At 37.5% G+C, this 17153-nt stretch carries 29 protein-coding genes; all 29 read right to left on the reverse strand.

Annotation, left to right across the window (positions count from 1 at the left end; all coding sequences use genetic code 11):
* On the reverse strand, positions 1–1335 hold the full coding sequence (locus AC1EJ0_RS03805) for a hypothetical protein (protein ID WP_480023346.1): 1335 nt from the start codon (positions 1333–1335) through the stop codon (positions 1–3).
* Positions 1316–2539, reverse strand: a complete 1224-nt coding sequence (locus AC1EJ0_RS03810) for a glutamate-cysteine ligase family protein (protein WP_480023345.1) — start codon at positions 2537–2539, stop codon at positions 1316–1318. The genes AC1EJ0_RS03805 and AC1EJ0_RS03810 overlap by 20 nt, the downstream gene beginning before the upstream one ends.
* Positions 2540–3724, reverse strand: a complete 1185-nt coding sequence (locus AC1EJ0_RS03815; protein ID WP_480023344.1) for a cation diffusion facilitator family transporter — start codon at positions 3722–3724, stop codon at positions 2540–2542.
* 4 nt (positions 3725–3728) lie between these two features.
* The gene (locus AC1EJ0_RS03820; protein WP_480023343.1) at positions 3729–4847 is read right to left on the reverse strand and encodes a class I SAM-dependent methyltransferase; all 1119 of its coding nucleotides are present in this window, start codon (positions 4845–4847) and stop codon (positions 3729–3731) included.
* A gap of 334 nt (positions 4848–5181) precedes the next feature.
* The gene (locus tag AC1EJ0_RS03825) at positions 5182–6144 is read right to left on the reverse strand and encodes a hypothetical protein (protein ID WP_480023342.1); all 963 of its coding nucleotides are present in this window, start codon (positions 6142–6144) and stop codon (positions 5182–5184) included.
* 9 nt (positions 6145–6153) lie between these two features.
* Positions 6154–6669, reverse strand: coding sequence for a HutD family protein (locus AC1EJ0_RS03830; protein WP_480023341.1), 516 nt, complete (start codon positions 6667–6669; stop codon positions 6154–6156).
* A gap of 61 nt (positions 6670–6730) precedes the next feature.
* Positions 6731–7072 carry a 50S ribosomal protein L17 gene (rplQ, locus tag AC1EJ0_RS03835; protein WP_058259868.1) on the reverse strand — a complete coding sequence of 114 codons (342 nt, stop codon included), beginning with the start codon at positions 7070–7072 and terminating at the stop codon, positions 6731–6733.
* Positions 7073–7082: 10 nt separating this feature from the next.
* The gene (locus AC1EJ0_RS03840; protein WP_058259867.1) at positions 7083–8036 is read right to left on the reverse strand and encodes a DNA-directed RNA polymerase subunit alpha; all 954 of its coding nucleotides are present in this window, start codon (positions 8034–8036) and stop codon (positions 7083–7085) included.
* A gap of 38 nt (positions 8037–8074) precedes the next feature.
* Positions 8075–8473: a 30S ribosomal protein S11 gene (gene rpsK, locus AC1EJ0_RS03845; protein ID WP_058259866.1), complete on the reverse strand. Its 399-nt coding sequence runs from the start codon at positions 8471–8473 to the stop codon at positions 8075–8077.
* Between the two features lie 14 nt (positions 8474–8487).
* Complete coding sequence (gene rpsM / locus AC1EJ0_RS03850) at positions 8488–8841, reverse strand: 30S ribosomal protein S13 (RefSeq protein WP_058259865.1); 354 nt, start codon at positions 8839–8841, stop codon at positions 8488–8490.
* 16 nt (positions 8842–8857) lie between these two features.
* Positions 8858–8971 (reverse strand): 50S ribosomal protein L36, encoded by a 114-nt coding sequence (gene rpmJ, locus AC1EJ0_RS03855; protein WP_019214309.1) that lies wholly within the window; start codon positions 8969–8971, stop codon positions 8858–8860.
* 11 nt (positions 8972–8982) lie between these two features.
* Positions 8983–9201 (reverse strand): translation initiation factor IF-1, encoded by a 219-nt coding sequence (infA, locus tag AC1EJ0_RS03860; protein ID WP_019214308.1) that lies wholly within the window; start codon positions 9199–9201, stop codon positions 8983–8985.
* A gap of 9 nt (positions 9202–9210) precedes the next feature.
* Positions 9211–9495 (reverse strand): RNA-binding protein, encoded by a 285-nt coding sequence (locus AC1EJ0_RS03865; protein WP_480023340.1) that lies wholly within the window; start codon positions 9493–9495, stop codon positions 9211–9213.
* Positions 9496–9503: 8 nt separating this feature from the next.
* Positions 9504–10151, reverse strand: coding sequence for an adenylate kinase (locus AC1EJ0_RS03870; protein ID WP_058259863.1), 648 nt, complete (start codon positions 10149–10151; stop codon positions 9504–9506).
* Positions 10152–10161: 10 nt separating this feature from the next.
* On the reverse strand, positions 10162–11421 hold the full coding sequence (gene secY, locus AC1EJ0_RS03875) for a preprotein translocase subunit SecY (RefSeq protein WP_480023339.1): 1260 nt from the start codon (positions 11419–11421) through the stop codon (positions 10162–10164).
* A gap of 1 nt (position 11422) precedes the next feature.
* Positions 11423–11878 carry a 50S ribosomal protein L15 gene (rplO, locus tag AC1EJ0_RS03880; protein ID WP_058259861.1) on the reverse strand — a complete coding sequence of 152 codons (456 nt, stop codon included), beginning with the start codon at positions 11876–11878 and terminating at the stop codon, positions 11423–11425.
* Between the two features lie 16 nt (positions 11879–11894).
* Positions 11895–12071, reverse strand: a complete 177-nt coding sequence (gene rpmD, locus AC1EJ0_RS03885) for a 50S ribosomal protein L30 (protein WP_019214303.1) — start codon at positions 12069–12071, stop codon at positions 11895–11897.
* An 11-nt stretch (positions 12072–12082) separates the two neighbouring features.
* Entirely contained in the window at positions 12083–12589 is a 507-nt protein-coding gene (gene rpsE / locus AC1EJ0_RS03890) for a 30S ribosomal protein S5 (protein WP_058259860.1), read from the reverse strand.
* 16 nt (positions 12590–12605) lie between these two features.
* A complete protein-coding gene (rplR, locus tag AC1EJ0_RS03895; protein WP_058259859.1) occupies positions 12606–12968 on the reverse strand; it encodes a 50S ribosomal protein L18 in 363 nt (120 codons plus the stop codon).
* Between the two features lie 12 nt (positions 12969–12980).
* The gene (gene rplF, locus AC1EJ0_RS03900) at positions 12981–13517 is read right to left on the reverse strand and encodes a 50S ribosomal protein L6 (protein WP_058259858.1); all 537 of its coding nucleotides are present in this window, start codon (positions 13515–13517) and stop codon (positions 12981–12983) included.
* Positions 13518–13538: 21 nt separating this feature from the next.
* Positions 13539–13931: a 30S ribosomal protein S8 gene (gene rpsH / locus AC1EJ0_RS03905; protein ID WP_278315531.1), complete on the reverse strand. Its 393-nt coding sequence runs from the start codon at positions 13929–13931 to the stop codon at positions 13539–13541.
* Positions 13932–13952: 21 nt separating this feature from the next.
* Positions 13953–14138 (reverse strand): type Z 30S ribosomal protein S14, encoded by a 186-nt coding sequence (locus AC1EJ0_RS03910; RefSeq protein ID WP_058259856.1) that lies wholly within the window; start codon positions 14136–14138, stop codon positions 13953–13955.
* Between the two features lie 13 nt (positions 14139–14151).
* Positions 14152–14694 (reverse strand): 50S ribosomal protein L5, encoded by a 543-nt coding sequence (rplE, locus tag AC1EJ0_RS03915; RefSeq protein WP_480023338.1) that lies wholly within the window; start codon positions 14692–14694, stop codon positions 14152–14154.
* 14 nt (positions 14695–14708) lie between these two features.
* Complete coding sequence (gene rplX, locus AC1EJ0_RS03920) at positions 14709–15023, reverse strand: 50S ribosomal protein L24 (RefSeq protein ID WP_058259854.1); 315 nt, start codon at positions 15021–15023, stop codon at positions 14709–14711.
* A gap of 17 nt (positions 15024–15040) precedes the next feature.
* A complete protein-coding gene (rplN, locus tag AC1EJ0_RS03925; RefSeq protein WP_304016662.1) occupies positions 15041–15409 on the reverse strand; it encodes a 50S ribosomal protein L14 in 369 nt (122 codons plus the stop codon).
* Between the two features lie 28 nt (positions 15410–15437).
* A complete protein-coding gene (gene rpsQ / locus AC1EJ0_RS03930) occupies positions 15438–15692 on the reverse strand; it encodes a 30S ribosomal protein S17 (protein WP_019214294.1) in 255 nt (84 codons plus the stop codon).
* Between the two features lie 4 nt (positions 15693–15696).
* Positions 15697–15903, reverse strand: coding sequence for a 50S ribosomal protein L29 (rpmC, locus tag AC1EJ0_RS03935; RefSeq protein ID WP_058259852.1), 207 nt, complete (start codon positions 15901–15903; stop codon positions 15697–15699).
* On the reverse strand, positions 15893–16324 hold the full coding sequence (gene rplP, locus AC1EJ0_RS03940) for a 50S ribosomal protein L16 (RefSeq protein ID WP_058259851.1): 432 nt from the start codon (positions 16322–16324) through the stop codon (positions 15893–15895). The genes rpmC and rplP overlap by 11 nt, the downstream gene beginning before the upstream one ends.
* A gap of 18 nt (positions 16325–16342) precedes the next feature.
* A complete protein-coding gene (rpsC, locus tag AC1EJ0_RS03945) occupies positions 16343–17146 on the reverse strand; it encodes a 30S ribosomal protein S3 (protein WP_480023337.1) in 804 nt (267 codons plus the stop codon).
* Positions 17147–17153: the final 7 nt, after the last annotated feature.

Here is a 17153-nt window from a genome sequence, read left to right on the forward strand (position 1 = left end):
TTAAGACTCCTTTGCCTTGATATTTACACCAAGATAATATTGGTGCAAGCTCGATATGATATTTCCAGTGCCATAGCGTGTGTAAAGGCCCTTGAATTTTTTATTGTATATAAATAGGCCGACTATGGACTTAAGCTTCTTCACAACTGGCTTACCGTCCTCGTCAAATAAAACGACGTCCCTCTTGTACGGCTCGATGTACTCTTGGTAGATGTAACCCGTATCAGCGTACTTCTTAAGTATGGCTGCGAAGTCCTTCTTCGAGTGGTCCTTGCCGACGAAAACGCCCTTCGATGCGTTATTATCAACCGGTTTAATGATGTACTTGTTCTTGTTATTTAGCACTTCGTCCGCAGTTTTTTTAGTCAGCATCGCTGTATATGGAATGTGTTTTTCAATAAATTCAAGCTCGTCCTTTGACAAGAAACGCTTTACGCGGTCCTCGAATAGCTTGATGAATATCCTCTTGTCATGCATAACTTGACTCTTGAATGAGCCTATCATCACGAATTCATCGTTTAAGTAGCCGTCGATAAAGTCTTGTATCTCGTCCCAATGCTCCACCGCTTCAAAAGTAACTAGCCTTCTATAGACAGCGTCTATCCTGAAGTCACCTGCATATACGTGGCCGTCCTTGCGCTTGATATCTCTCGCGTCGCAGATAATTGTCTTGATACCCTTTTTCTCGAAAGCTCTCTTAAAGCGCTCGAACTCTTCATGCGAAGCGCTCTCCATAATGTCGACGATGGCAAGGTTAAAATCTTCTTCACCAGTCGTTTGTGTATAAAGCTCCTTGAACTCATCTACCCACGAGTCAAATAATTCGTAGTATGAAAATTCATAGCCGTAGCGCTTTTCCATCTCCTTCATCGCTTCAAGCTCAAGCATGAATGGAGCGACCTCATTATCTTCGTTCATGGCAGAGGAGCCATCGGTATTTAGCTCACAGAATTTGAATTCATCGCGCGATTTATAAAATATGTCGTAGCGGCAAATTGGCACAAATGTCGACAGAAGCGGCTTGTGTATCAAGAGCCTCTTCATCTTGTCATCAAAATCAAAAGTATTTCTAAAAGATGATATGGCAACGTAAGCCTTAGTCACCTTGTCAGAGATCCTCATCATCATCTCAGAGATGTATTCAAAAGTCTCTTCGTCCTCTTCCGATACGAAGAATGGCTGGTAAATGGCAGGAACCGGCTCGCCTTTGTACTTTGCCGTCGAATTCGCCACCTTATCTAATAGTTTTTTATAATCTTCATAATATTTCTCAGGGTCTTCTTTTACTATGTCAATGTATCTTTTGCCAATGGTATTATAATCCATATTTTTCAAAATTTACCTCCCTTATCGATTTACCTGAATCTATCACTTCTTCTAGCGCGTTTAAGTAATGCGCTTCATCACCCAAAGATGCTTTTGCAAGTGAAATCAAATCTTTTGCTATATCTAAAAAGCTTCTGTCCTTTAATTTGCCTCTTATACCGCTCTCCTTAAATGAGTCAAGCGCCTTAAGAGCGTCGTCATAAGTGACATCCTTTATCATCTCATAGACCTTGTCCAAATTTTGGTAGCTTGTCGCCTTGATTAGAGCGACTAAGCCAAGTAAGTAGTCTATTTGAACTGAGTCCATCATCCTTATCTCGATATATTTCTTCGCACGCGTGTCCGGGAAGAACATGCTTAAAACGTGTTCAACGATGGTCTTGTCTGCCTCGTCTATTCCTTCTATGTCCTTAATCTTGGTACGTCCTGTGTAAATGTCCTCGCCGTCCTTATGAATGAAGATACAAGGCCTATTTACAATGTAGTCAGCATATGATGCGTAAGAAAAATCATCGTCAAAGGCCTCTTTGATTATGCTGCAGCGCTCCTTATCAGTATTCTTCCAGATAGTCATCCTTAAGCCGTTTTCCTTATATGCTTCGCCCTCAAAAATGTTTGCATTTTCGAAAATCGCGTAGAAAACTGGGCTGAGTGCATTATATACTCTCATCTTTCGTCTAAAATCCTCTTCGTCCTTGTAGTCAATCGAGGATTGAGAAGCAGCTGTGCCCTTCATCATATTGTGGCCCATAGTACCGGTCTCAGTGAAGTACTTATACATAAGATCGTAGCGCTCCTTAGGCAGTATCTTGATCTCGTCAATCTTGGTCTTCACATGGTAGCCCCTTTGTAAGATATGATAGCCTCTTTTTTCTACGACTTCATTTATCTCTTTCATGCGTCTAAAGTACTCGTCTTCAAGCTCTTTTATATGCCACGCCTTTTTTATAGATAGCTCAAATTGACTGCCCGGCTCTAGACTGATGGCTGTCTCGCCCTTTGTCGCGCCAAGCAAAACATCATCCACATAAACTGCTTCGTAGCCAATTTTGATTAAGTCCTCAAGTATGTCCTTAACGCCGCCTTCGTCCCAATAAGTGACTGCCTTATTATTATCATCCACAATAAAATTTTCTATCTCAAAGCCTATGGCGTAGTCCTTTTCAGCCTTTTCGCCACTTCGTATATAGTCAATAATCTTATCTCGTATCATTTACTCATCCCCTATATTCGTAAAGTTCGGTATTATTCTAAGTCTATAGTCATATTCACTCGAAACATCTCTTTCAAAACGCTCTTTCATCGCCTCAGCAAGCGCTTCCTTGTCCTTGCCGTGCATATCATTTAAAACAAGATCCAGTAGCAAAAGATCCTTGCCAGACTTGCTGCTAACCACCCTAAAATCATGTAGCGCAACAACATTGGCATCATCTTCAACAGCCCTTTCAATCTTTCTATAAATTTCAGTGCACTCGTCCTCTTCCATATATGGATCGACGTGTATAATTATGTTGATATTATATTTCTCCTCAAGAGTCCTCTCCCAGCTGTCAATAACATTGTGCGCTTCCTCAATCGTTAAGTGAGCTGGCATCTCGACATCAAGCGAGATATATACATTGTCAGGGCCATAGTTATGGGCGTGAAAATCGTGTACGTTTTTGATCAGTGGCTCCGCCTCAAGGTCCTTATAAATCTTCTCGATAAGCTCCTTGTCTGGCTCCTCACCAAGTATCGGGCCAATGGTTTCCTTTATCATCTCAATACCATTCTTAATAATCATAAGTGAAACGAGTACGCCGAAGTAACCGTCGATTTGAACGTCAGTAAATAAGGAGCTAATCATCGGCACTATGACAACCATAGTCGTAAAGACGTCACCAAGCGAGTCAATGCTAGTTGCTTTCATCGCCTTAGAGTCGATCATATTGCCAGCTTTTTTATTCAGTATGGTTATGAAAACTTTTACAAGTATTGATAGAATCATGATGATAAAGCTAAGTTTATCAAATTTAACAACATCCGGATGAAGTATCCTTAAAACTGATGACTTGATGAATTGCAGACCGATAATGATTACGATGATGGAGATAAGTAGGCCTGATATGTACTCAATCCTCCCGTGTCCGTATGGGTGCTCCCTGTCCGCAGGCTTCTCAGAAAGCTTAAAGCCAAGGAGAGTCACCACCGACGATATCGTGTCGAAGATATTATTTACCGCGTCCGCCATGATGGCGATGGAGTGAACGAAGAGGCCAATTATGACCTTAGCTACGCTCAGTAAGATGTTAAATATGATACCTGTGATTGAAACGAAGTAGCCTGTCTTTTTTCTAAATAGCGGATCACGTGTGTTTTTGTTTGGTCTATTTATAAAATAAATTAATTTCTCTATCATTTCTTTAACCTTCTATGAAAATATTTTCTAAGCCGAATATTTGCTTGATTTTATTGTATTCTTCCTCTGCATGTGGATTTGCCTTGTCTTTAAAGGCTCTTATCATAAGATTTTTTGGCGTATGATCCATATCTATGAACTCAATAATTTCTGATTTGTATCCATTCTTTTCTAAGTAAAGACTTCTAAGTGAGTCAGTGACAATGGCTGCAACCCTCTCCTTGAGTATGCCGTGCTTAAGAACGCCATTTAAATCATCAGAATGGATTTTCGGGAAGAGCTCCTTTTGGCAGCACGGAACAGATAGTATAAGCGATGCGTTTAATTCGACCGCCTTCTTTAGAGCGATGTCAGTCGCTATATCACAGGCGTGTAGCGTAAGCATGATGTCGATGTCGTCACTTTTGTCATAGTCCTTAATGTCCTTGCACACGAAATTTATCTCCTCATAATGAAGAGCATCCTTAATCCTATTTAAATCATTAACAACGTCTTCCTTTAAGTCAAGATCCTCGATGTAAAAGTCCACCTTTCTAATATTTTTAAGGTAATAATAAACCGCAAAAGTGAGATATGCCTTGCCGCAGCCAAAGTCCAAGATGCGTATCTTTTTCGACGTATCAATCTTGTCAAGCGCCTTGTCAAAAATCTCAAGGTACTTGTTTATCTGCCTAAACTTGTCGAAGTATCTATTGTAGACCTTGCCGTCCTCGCTCATCACTCCAAGGTAGATAAGGAAGTCGACCTTGTCACCCTCGTTAATTATGTAGTTTTTCTTATTGTCATGGCTAAGCGCCTTCGCCGATTTTTCAGTTTTCGTGCTTATGGCCTTGATCTTGCCTTTATTGTTAAAAACTTGATAAGACTCAGAGTCAAAAGTTATAAAGAGCTGCTTGTACTCATTCATTAAGGCTAATAGTTTCGCCTTCGCCTCGCCCATGGCAATGTTCTTGTGAAAAGCCTTCTTGTCAATGAACTTTTCAATTTGTAAATGCGCCTCGCCCTTCATGACTATGGTCTTGATCTTCACCTTGGACCCGTCCTTGTTAATAGGACCCGAGAAAGAGCCACGAAGCGCCTTATTATTCTTTATAGCATCATCAATAATAGATTCAAAATTCATAAAATCACCTATGTATAATTACCCATTGCAAGAAATATTAAAACAATATAATACGCTAAATTATGTAAGCAAAGGCTAATTAGCTAGGTCTAAGCGCCGCAGATGATGTATGACGGGCGAATGATGTATGACGCGCGAATGGTATATGACGAGCGAATGATATACGCCGCGTGATTGATTTATGACGCGCGAATGGTATATGACGATGGTATATGACGGGCGAATGATGTGCAACGATTGATATGTATAGAAAAAGCATGTGAGATATAATCCCACATGCTTTTTATCTAGATTGAATTTTATTTATTCGTTCTATCCGAATTGAACGCAAAAATTATTTTACTAGATCTGATATACGTACTACTCTATATGCGCCTCTCAAATAATTACCTAAGTACATTGCCTTATCTGCTTCTGGTGATATAATCACTGCGCTATCGACTAGGCTCTTGCACTCATCATCATTAAGCATTGCTTTTGAGTCGTCATAGTTAAGTGCTGCGATGATTGTGTTATCTAACGATATTTCGTCGCCATTACCATTAACATATTTAGCGCCTTCTTTAGCTACGCCTACTGGAATAACTTTTAGCTTGTTGCCGAAGTAATTAATTTCGTATGTTTTGCCCAGCTCGTATCTGTCTTTTTGATTGTAGCCTAAGATTACGTTTCTTGTTTCGTTGGCTGCTATGGACCAATCTTTAAGCTTTAGGTCGTCTCCTGTTTCTAGCTCAAGGCCAAGGAACTTATAAAGGTCTCTGTTGGCATAGAAAATTGGATCTTTGCCATCTTCTGTGCTTAATATGCCTGTAAGAACTTTTTCGCCTTTATTTCTTGCTGTATCGTATGGATTTTCAGGTGTTGCTTCGGCTAGTTTTCTGTCCATCTTGATGATGTTATCTAGCAGCGAGATGTAGTTTGCCTTGTTTGGCTCTTCTGCTTCATTTAGTTCGATGTCTAGCTTGTATGGATCGTTTGGGTATAGTTCATCGTACTTTGCTTTATTAGCTTCATCTGCTGTGTCTAGTAATGCGTAAGCGTTTTCATACTTGCCTTCTAGTGCTTCTGCTTTTTTAATTTCTACGCTTAGTGCGTCTTGTGGAAGTTCAGCTGTTTCTGTAGCTTCGCTTTCTGTTTCTTCTGTATTTTCTGTTTTTGTTTCTTCTGTATTTTCTGTTTTATCTGTAACTTCTGTTGTTTCTTTTGTTTCTTTGTTTTCTTCTTTATTGCATGCGAATAATGTCATTGTTAGCATTAAAACTAGTGCTAACGCTAGTATTTGTTTATATTTTTTCATATTTCTCTCCTATTTGTGTATGATTATGTGAATAAATCGTCCGGTAAGATTTATCTCTTCCCCATCTGTCTCGTATAATGAGTATTTATCCACATCTATGTCATTGATTTTAGCTTTTTCGAGTGAGAATATATATTCCCCTCTATTTGTATTCAATTTTTCATTCTCTTTTATGGATATATCTGCTTTTTTATCTTTTTTAATGATGACGTTGAAGTCGCGTGATGGCTCTTTGCTTAGGGAGATGACTTTTTCGTCTCCCATAAATTCAAAGGCTTCGTCATCTCTTATGATGATGCTCTTGCCATCTATCAAGAGTGTGATGTCTCCTTCGAGTTTCATTAGATAGCGCCTATAGCCTGTAAAGTCTGAAAATTCTGAGCGCTCTAGGTCTATGGTCGCGGATGATATCCTTAGGTCGAAGTTTCTCTCTTGTAGGGTGGCATCTATCGGCTCTATGCAAAGCTGCTCTGTTTTGCCGCCTTTCCAAGTGGAAACGATTCTTTTACTATTTAAATCTTTCATATTTCTCCAAATTTATGCGGTAAAAAAGTGGACTATTTAAGCCCACTTTATATACATCTAATTATATTAATCTTAATAATGCGATTTCGGCGCCATCACCAATTCTTGGTTCAAGTTTATAAATTCTTGTGTAGCCGCCTTGTCTATCTGCGTACTTAGGCGCGATTTCTGTAAATAACTTCTTTGTTACTTCCTTGTCATAGATGTAGCTTTGTGCTTGTCTGATTGCGTGCATGTCGCCTCTCTTAGCAAGAGTGATCATCTTGTCAACCATTCTTTTAGTTTCTTTTGCACGTGTAACTGTAGTTTTTATTTCTCCCTCTTTTATAAGTGATGTTACCAAGTTACGAAGCATAGCATTTCTATGGTCAGTTCTACGGCCTAATTTTCTGTATTGTGCCATAAGCTTCCTCCTATTCTTCTTCCTTTAAAAATAAGTTGAGTTCTGCAAGCTTATTCTTTACCTCTTCAAGTGATTTCTTTCCAAGGTTTCTTACTTTCATCATTTCTGAATCTGTCTTGTTAACAAGCTCTTGAACTGTATTTATATTAGCTCTCTTCAAGCAGTTGTAGCTTCTAACTGAAAGATCAAGTTCTTCTACTTGCATATCAAGTGCTTTGTCTTTCTTCTTGTTAGGAACGTCGATCATAACTTCAACATCTTCGATACCGTCGGATAATTCCATTAGTAGTCCCATGTGTTCTGTGATGATCTTTGCTGCATAACTTACAGCTTCTACTGCTTTTATAGTTCCGTTAGTCCATACTTCGAGTGTTAATTTATCAAAGTCTGTTATTTGTCCAACTCTTGTATTGTCTATCGATATATTAACTTTCTTTACTGGGGAGAAGGATGCGTCTATAGGTATAATGCCTATCTCTGCTTCTGTTTCGTCGCCAGTTCTGTATATATCTGTTAGTTCATAGCCTCTGCCTCTTACAAGGTCCATTTCAATACTTAATTTTCCATCTTCATTTATAGTTGCTATGTGATGATCTGGATTTATTACTTCAACTTCAGGTGATGCGATTATGTCTTTAGCTGTTACTTCTTTCGGTCCTTTTTGATCGATAAGTAGTTTTTGCGGCTCATCTCCTGTGTATTTTAAAACTAAGCTCTTAATATTTAATATTATTTCGCTTACGTCTTCTAATACTCCATCTATGGTAGAAAATTCGTGTAAAACGTTTTCTATCTTGATTTTGTTTACAGCTGCACCTGGTAATAGGGAAAGAAGTACTCTTCTTAATGAGTTACCAAGTGTTTCTCCGTAGCCTCTTTCAAGAGGTTCTATAATCATCTTTACATAAGTTCCGTCACTTGTAGCACTTTGTACTTGCACATGTGGCTTTTCTATTTCAATCACAATTAACCCCTCCTTAGACTAAAAAAGTATATACAAAATTATACTCTTCTTCTCTTAGGTGGTCTGCAACCGTTATGAGGTATAGGCGTAACATCTTTGATCATGTTAACTTCAAGTCCTGTTGCTTGCAGACTTCTTATAGCTGCTTCTCTACCAGCTCCTGGTCCTTTTACATAAACTTCTACAGTTTTTAGACCGTGTTCCATCGCTTTTTTAGCTGCTGTTTCAGCTGCTTCTTGTGCTGCGAATGGAGTTGACTTTCTAGAACCTCTAAAGCCTAATTGTCCAGCACTAGCCCATGATAAAACATTTCCTTGCATATCGGAAATAGTTACCATTGTGTTGTTGAATGATGAAGAAATGTGAGCTTGGCCTTTTTCGATGTTCTTTTTAACTCTTCTTTTAGTTTTAGTTTTACTACCTTTATTTGCTGCCATTTACTTCTACCTCCTTACTTTTTAGCTGTCTTAGGGCCTTTTCTAGTCCTAGCGTTTGTCTTTGTTCTTTGTCCTCTTACTGGAAGATTTCTTTTATGTCTAATTCCTCTGTATGAGTTTATTTCACGAAGTCTCTTTATATTTAGAGCAACATCACGTCTTAGGTCACCTTCAACCTTAATGTGATCAATCTTGTCTCTTATTTCGTTTACTTCTGCTTCTGTAAGATCCTTAACTCTTGTGTTTGGATCTATACCACATTCACTTAATATTTTTTGTGAAGTTGAAAGACCAATACCATAGATATATGTTAATGATATTTCAACTCTTTTATCTCTAGGGATATCAACACCTGCAATTCTTGCCATTAAGCTACACCTCCTATTATCCTTGTACTTGTTTATGTTTTGGATTTTCGCAAATTACCATAACTTTTCCGTGTCTTTTGATAATTTTGCATTTATCACAAATTTTTTTAACTGATGGTCTTACCTTCATTTTATCTCTCCTTACTTCTTACGCCAAGTTATACGACCTCTCTCCAAGTCATATGGAGAAAGCTCGACATTTACTGTATCTCCGGGTAAAATCCTTATATAGTTCATTCTTAATTTGCCAGAGATATGACATGTAATTATATGTTCATTTTGAAGTTTTACCTTGAATATAGCGTTTGGTAGTGCGTCGACTACTACTCCTTCAAGCTCTATAATGTCTTTTTTAGCCATTTTGTCCTCCTAATGTTCTTCTATCAAGAAAGGTTCTAGATACTTTCTTATTTGACTGTTTGTTAATTTTGAATTTTCTTCTACTTTCTTTTGAAAGTCTTCAACTATTGTATGATATACGATTAAGTGCTTGATCTTCTTAAGCTTAGGCTTTTCAAGCTTCCTTAGTTTGCCGTCGACTAAAAGCACGTGCTCATTGTCAACTACTTCGTATACTAAAAACAGTCTCATCATATCTCTTCCGGATTTAGATTTAACCAGTTGTCCTACTACAATATCTTTTGTAGATTCCATCGTTACACCTATCTACCCAATTTTGATTTTATCGATTCAAAAGTCTCATCAATAGAAAGAGTTCCATCGATATTCAATATTATGCCTTCAGCTGTATAAAAGTCTACTAAAGGCTTTGTTTCTTTGTCGTAAACATCGATTCTGTTCTTAACAGTTTCTTCGTTGTCGTCCTTTCTAGTAATAAGAGCTTCGCCATCATAATCACATATGCCTTCTTCCTTTGGTGGATTGTTAGCTATGTGATAGCTTCTTTGGCACTTAGGGCACACTCTTCTTCCAGTGATTCTATCGATTAAGAATTTAGAAGGTACTTCTATGTTGATAACTGCGTCTAGTGGCATATCAAGCTTAGTAAGCATGTCTTTAAGTGCTTCAGCTTGGCTTATATTTCTTGGGTAACCGTCTAGTAAGAAGCCGTTTTCCTTAAGGTCATCTTTAGATAATCTATCCATGACCATGTCGTTTACAAGTGAGTCTGGAACTAAAAGTCCTTTGTCCATATACTCTGTTGCCTTCTTACCTAGTTCTGTACCGCCTTTAATATTTTCTCTGAACATATCTCCTGTAGAAATATGTTTTACATTATAATGTTCAACTATCTTATCACTTTGAGTTCCTTTACCAGCTCCTGGAGGTCCTAAAATTAATAATCTCATCATTAACCTCCTAGCTTAAGAAACCTTTGTAGTGTCTCATCATCATTTGAGCTTCGATTTGCTTGATTGTTTCAATAACAACACCTACTACGATGATAATACCTGTACCTGTAAAGTGTGTTTGCATCTTTAATAATGATCCAAGTATTATTGGTAGTGTTGCTAGTAATGCAAGTGATATAGCTCCAACAAGACCGATTCTTCTAACGATCTTAGCTAAGTAGTCGCTAGTTGGTCTACCTGGTCTGATACCAGGGATGAATCCACCGTTTTGTTGTAAATTCTTTGAGTATTCAATTGGGTTGAATTGAATTTCGTTATAGAAGAATGTGAAGAATATAATTAGTAAGATGTTTAATATAGCAAATGCTACTGAATTATATCCTAAATATGTTTCCATAAACTTACCAAATGAACCTCCTGTAATCATTCCGATTGTTTGGAAAGCTCCAAGGAATGATGTTGAGAAGATAACTGGCATAACGCCTGCCATGTTTACTTTGATAGGGATGTGTGTTGATTGTCCGCCATACATCTTTCTACCAACTACTCTTTTGGCATATTGAACGCCAATTCTTCTTTCGCCTTCTTGTATTAATACAACGAAAGCAACTATAGCTATCATAGCGATAACCATAACTATAACGTTGATTATGTTATATTGTCCAGCTTTAGTTAATTTAAAGTATTGTCCTACTGTATCAGGAAGTCTTGCGATGATTCCTAGGAAGATGATAAGGGATATACCGTTACCAACGCCTTTTTCAGTGATTTGATCACCTAGGAATACTAAGAATTGTGTACCAGCTACTAAGCAAAGTACCATAAGTAATTTTGCCCAAGTTCCGCCAGTGATTGTTCCTCTTAATAGTCCAAATACTGTACCGATACCTTGAACTACAGCTAATACTATAGTTAAGTATCTTGTATATCTGTTAATTTTCTTTCTACCTGTTTCGCCTTCCTTAGCTAGTTCTTCTAGCTTTGGTATAGCTACTGTTAAAAGTTGTATGATGATGGATGCGTTGATGTAAGGATAGATGTTTGACGCAAATATACTTAATCTGGATAGCGCTCCACCGGCCATCATATCTAGAAAGCCTAAAAGGCTTGAGTTGTTTGCTGTAAAGAAGCTTTGTAGGGCTTCTCTGTTTACAAATGGAAGTGGAATAAAGTTTCCAAGTCTATAAATGAATAGCATAGCAAGTGTGAAAAGTATCTTTGATCTAATCTCTTTAACTGCCCATGCGTTCTTTAGAGTCTTAAACATTTTATTTCACCTCTACCTTTCCGCCCTTTGCCTCAACCTTTTCTTTAGCACTTTCACTTATTCTTTCAACGTTAAGATTGATTTTCTTTTCTAATTCTCCGTTACCTAAAACCTTAACACCATTGGCTGTTGCTAAGCTTTTCTTAACTAAGCCTCTTTCGATAAGTTTTTGTGTATCTACAGTCTCACCATCATCAAAGACATTTAAGCTGGAGATGTTAACTATTGCATACTCTTTTCTGAATATATTTGTAAAGCCCCTCTTAGGTAATCTTCTGAACAATGGCATTTGACCGCCTTCAAAGCCTGGTCTTACTCCGCCGCCTGATCTAGACTTTTGTCCTTTTTGACCACGACCAGAAGTTTTGCCTAGGCCCGATCCAATACCTCTACCTCTACGAGCAGCTTTTTTACCGATCTTTCCGCCTTCTTGAGCTTGTAAATTATTTAGCTTCATCTTTACACCTCCTTAATTAGTCTACGATTTCAAGCATGTAGTCTACTTTGTGTATCATCCCTCTAATTTGTGGGGTATCATTCTTTTCTACTACTTGTCCTATCTTTCTAAGACCTATAGCTTTAACTACCTTTATATGATCAGAAGGTTTACCTATAAAACTTCTTTTAAGTTTAATTTTAATTGTGTTCATACTTAAACCTCCTATCCTAATATTTCTTCTACAGATTTTCCTCTTGCTTTAGCAACATCTTCGGCTTTCTTTAAATTTGTAAGTCCGTTGATTGTAGCGTTTACAATGTTACGAGGATTGTTTGATCCAAGACGTTTAGCAGAGATATTTTCAATACCTGCAAGTTCGCATACGGCACGGATAGCTGCTGATGCCTTAACACCTGATCCCTTAGGAGCTGGCTTTAAGAATACTTTACCTGCGCCATAAATGCCTTTTATTTCGTGTGGGATTGTTGTATCAACTATAGGAACTTCAACTAGGTGCTTCTTAGCGTCTTGAACTGCCTTTCTGATTGCTTCAGGTACTTCAAGTGCTTTACTCATACCAACACCAACGTGTCCTTGTCTGTCTCCAACAACAACTAAGGCCGAGAATCTAAAGTTTCTACCACCCTTTACTACTTTTGCAACTCTGTTTATAGAAACAACTTGTTCTTCAAGATCAAGAGTTGCTGCATCAATAATTAAGTGTTCCATCAATTCCCCTCCTTCGTTAAAATTTAAGACCTGCTGATCTAGCTGCTTCAGCTAGTTCTTTAATCCTACCATGGTAGATGTAACCTGCTCTGTCAAATACTACTTCTTCTATGCCTTTTTCCTTAGCAAGTTCAGCAATCTTTGTTCCAACTGCTTTAGCTGCTTCAATGTTTGATGTTCTTTCTAAGTTTAAAGACTTATCAAGTGTTGAGCTTTGTGCAAGTGTTACACCGTTAACGTCATCTATAAGTTGTGCGTATATATGTTTATCACTTCTAAATACACATAGTCTTGGTCTTTCTTGAGTACCGGAAATCTTAGATCTGATTCTTAAGTGTCTTTTTTGACGACTTACTTTTTTTGCTTCTTTGTTTATCATCTAATTCTCCTCCTACTTACCAGTCTTACCAACTTTACGTCTTACATACTCATCAGTGTATCTGATACCTTTTCCTTTGTATGGCTCAGGCATTCTGAATGTTCTGATGTATGCAGCGTATTGTCCTACTTTTTGTTTGTCTAAACCTTTAACAATGATCTTGTCTTGTTCAGGCACTTCAACTGTGATTCCTTCTGGATCTTCTAGTTCAAGTGGATGTGAAAAACCAAGTGTTAAAGCTAATTTATTTCCATTCTTTTGTGCTCTATAACCTGTACCTATAATAGTAAGTTCTTTTGAGAAACCTTCTGTTACACCTATAACCATATTATGGATTAGTGATCTAGTTAGGCCGTGTAGAGCTTTAATTTTCTTTTCATCGTTAGGACGTTCTACGTTTAAGATGCCATCTTCAACTTTGATTGTAAGATCTTTTGAGATGTTTTCTTTTAGTTCGCCCTTTGGTCCTTTTACAGTAACTACTCCGTCATTAACTTTAATTTCTACGCCTTGAGGTACTGTAATAGGTTTAAGACCTATTCTTGACATTATTACTCCTCCTAGCTAATTTTACCATACATAGCAGATTACTTCTCCGCCCACTTTATCTTGTCTAGCTTTTTTGTCTGTCATAAGACCGTGGGATGTAGAAAGTATTGCTATACCTAATCCACCTAATACTTTAGGCACTTCGTTTGAATTTACATATATTCTAAGTCCGGGTTTAGAAATTCTCTTTATACCGGAAATTACTCTTTCTTTGTTTGGAAGGTATTTTAGTTCAACTCTTATTATGCCTTGCTTGTTGTCTTCAACGACTTCAAAGCCTTTTATATATCCTTCATCTAAAAGTATTTGAGCGATTTCTTGTTTAATTCTTGACTTCGGAATATCTACTGAATCGTGTTTTTGTGAGTTAGCATTTCTGATTCTTGTAAGCATATCCGCGATTGGATCCGTCATCATATTACATCACTCCTCCTTCTACCAGCTTGCTTTTCTAACGCCAGGAATTTCTCCCTTATATGCTAATTTTCTGAAGCATATACGACAAATTCCATATTTTCTAAGGTAACCGTGAGGTCTTCCGCAAATCTTGCATCTATTGTACTCTCTTACCTTATATTTTTGTTTACCTTGTTGCTTAGCAACCATTGATTTTTTAGCCATCTACTTCCTCCTTTTACTTTCTAAAAGGCATACCAAGAAGCTCTAAGAATTCTTTTGCTTCTTTATCAGTATTTGCTGTAGTAACAATTATTATATCCATACCTCTGATTTCATCTACTTCATCGTATACGATTTCAGGGAAGATTAATTGTTCTTTAATACCTAATGCATAGTTTCCTCTACCGTCGAATGAAGTGCTACTAACACCTCTAAAGTCTCTTACTCTTGGAAGAGCGATGTTCATTAACTTGTCTAAGAAGTAGTACATCTTGTCTCTTCTAAGTGTTACTTTACATCCAATCTTCATGCCTTCTCTTAGCTTAAAGTTAGCTATAGATTTTTTAGCGTGAGTTACAACTGGTTTTTGTCCAGTTATTAATTCTAACTCTCTTAAGGCATTTTCAAGAACTTTTGGATTTTCTTTCGCATTTCCTAAACCGATGTTTATAACAACTTTGTCTAGCTTAGGAACTTGCATTATATTATCATATCCTAATTTTTCCATCATTTGAGGCACAATTTCTTCTTTGTACCTTGTTTCCAGTCTGGAAGCCATCCGTTCTACCTCCCTTATTTGTCTAATGTTTCTCCGTCGGCTTTCATGTATCTAACTTTCTTGCCGTCTTCCAAAACCTTATAGCCTACTCTTGTACCTTTTTTAAGTGATTCGTTGTATACCATCACATTAGAAACATGTATTGCTCCTTCTGCTTTAATGATACCACCTGGTTCTTGAGGTCCACGAGCTTTTTGGTGTCTAGTTTGAATGTTTATTCCTTCAACTACGACACGGTCTTTCTTAGGTAATGTCTTTAGAACTTTACCTGTTTTTCCTTTATCTTTACCGGCAATTACAATTACCTTGTCGCCTACTTTAACGTGCATAATTTAACCTCCCTTCATTAAAGAACTTCTGGAGCTAGTGATATGATCTTCATATAACCACCAGTTCTTAGTTCTCTAGTTACAGGTCCAAATATACGAGTACCTACAGGATTTTTATCTTCTTTTACGATAACTGCTGCGTTATCATCAAATCTTATATATGATCCGTCTTGTCTTCTTATTGGTTGAGTTGTTCTTACTATAACAGCTTTAACAACTTCTCCTTTTTTAACAACGCCTCCTGGTGTTGCATTCTTTACAGTGCAAACCACGATGTCGCCCACTCCGGCATACTTTCTTTTACTGCCACCTAAGACTTTAATTACTAGTACCTCTCTGGCTCCGGAGTTATCAGCTACTCTCATTCTTGATTCAGCTTGTATCAATTTATTAACCTCCCTTCCTATAAAAGGACTATTTTGCTTTTTCTATAATTTCAACGAGTCTCCATCTTTTTGTCTTAGATAGTGGTCTTGTTTCCATAATCTTTACAAAATCGCCAACTCTTGCTTCGTTGTTTTCGTCGTGAGCCTTAAATTTAGTAGTTCTGTTTACTCTCTTCTTATATATAGGATGACTAACTTTTGTTTCAACTGCAACAGTTATTGTCTTTTCCATCTTATCAGAAACTACTGTACCTGTTCTAACTTTTCTAAGATTTCTTTCCATTGATTTAAGCCTCCTTTACTTGAGAAAGTTCTCTTTCTCTGACAATTGTTTTCACTCTAGCAATGTCTTTTCTAACTTGAGAAATTGTCTTTGGGTTTTCTAATTGTCCGGTAGCTAATTGGAATCTTAGGTTAAAAAGTTCTTTTTTAAGTTCTTTTTCTTTTTGATTTAATTCTTCAGTTGTTAAATCACGTATTTCTTTAACCTTCATTAGCTTCACCACCTTCTTCACGAACTACAAATTTAGTTTTTATAGGAAGTTTCATTGCTGCAAGTCTGATTGCTTCTCTTGCTACGTCTTCAGAAACTCCACCCATTTCGAATAATACTCTTCCTGGTTTTACTACTGCAACCCAATACTCAGGAGCACCTTTACCGGAACCCATACGTACTTCTGCAGGTTTCTTTGTTACTGGTTTGTCTGGAAATACTTTGATCCAAACATTTCCACCTCTTTTTATATATCTTGTCATCGCACGACGAGCAGCTTCTATTTGGTTTGCTGTCATCCATGTTGGTTCTAGTGCTTGAAGGCCGTATTCGCCGTAAGTAACTGTGTTACCTGAGTATGCTTTACCCTTCATTCTGCCTCTATGAACTCTACGATGCTTTACTCTTTTAGGCATTAACATAGTATGTTTTCCTCCTTACTAATCTTCTTTATTAGCGTCTTGTGCTTCTGGCTTAAAGCCTTTTCTGTTGTTATTGTTTCTTCTGTCTTTGAAGCCTGTATTTTGGTTGTTATTTCTTCTTCTCTTCTTGAAGTCTTTCTTTCTGTCGTCTTGACTTCTCTTTTTAAAGTTTTTCTTTCTTTCGTCAGTTACTTCTGGAAGTACTTCTCCTTTGTATAACCAAACCTTTACACCGATCTTGCCATATGTTGTGTTTGCTTCCGCAAAACCGTAGTCGATGTCTGCTCTAAGTGTTTGTAGAGGGATAGTTCCTTCTGAATAACCTTCGCTTCTAGCCATGTCGGCTCCACCAAGTCTTCCGGAAACTTGAGTTTTGATACCCTTAGCTCCTTCTTTCATTGTTCTTTGGATAGCGCCCTTCATTGCTCTTCTGAATGTAATTCTTCTTTCTAGTTGGAAAGCAATGTTTTCTGCAACTAGTTGAGCATCTAGATCTGGTTTTCTTACTTCTTCAACGTTTACTAAAACTGTCTTAGTAGTAAGTTTTTCGATTTTCTTTTTAAGTGCTTCTATACCTTCTCCGCCTCTACCGATTACGATACCTGGCTTTGCTGTGTATATAGTGACTTTTATTTTCTTTCTTGTTCTTTCAATCTTTAATTTTGAAACTCCTGCTTGGTAAAGCTCTTTTTTCAAAAATTCTCTTATCTTGTAGTCTTCAACTAAATTGTCAGAGAAACTTTTCTTGTCGGCATACCAATTTGAGCTCCAATCTTTAATAATTCCGACTCTTAGTCCATGTGGATTTACTTTTTGGCCCATTTCTTAC

The sequence above is a fragment of the Fenollaria sp. C0166D3 genome, assembly GCF_056590255.1.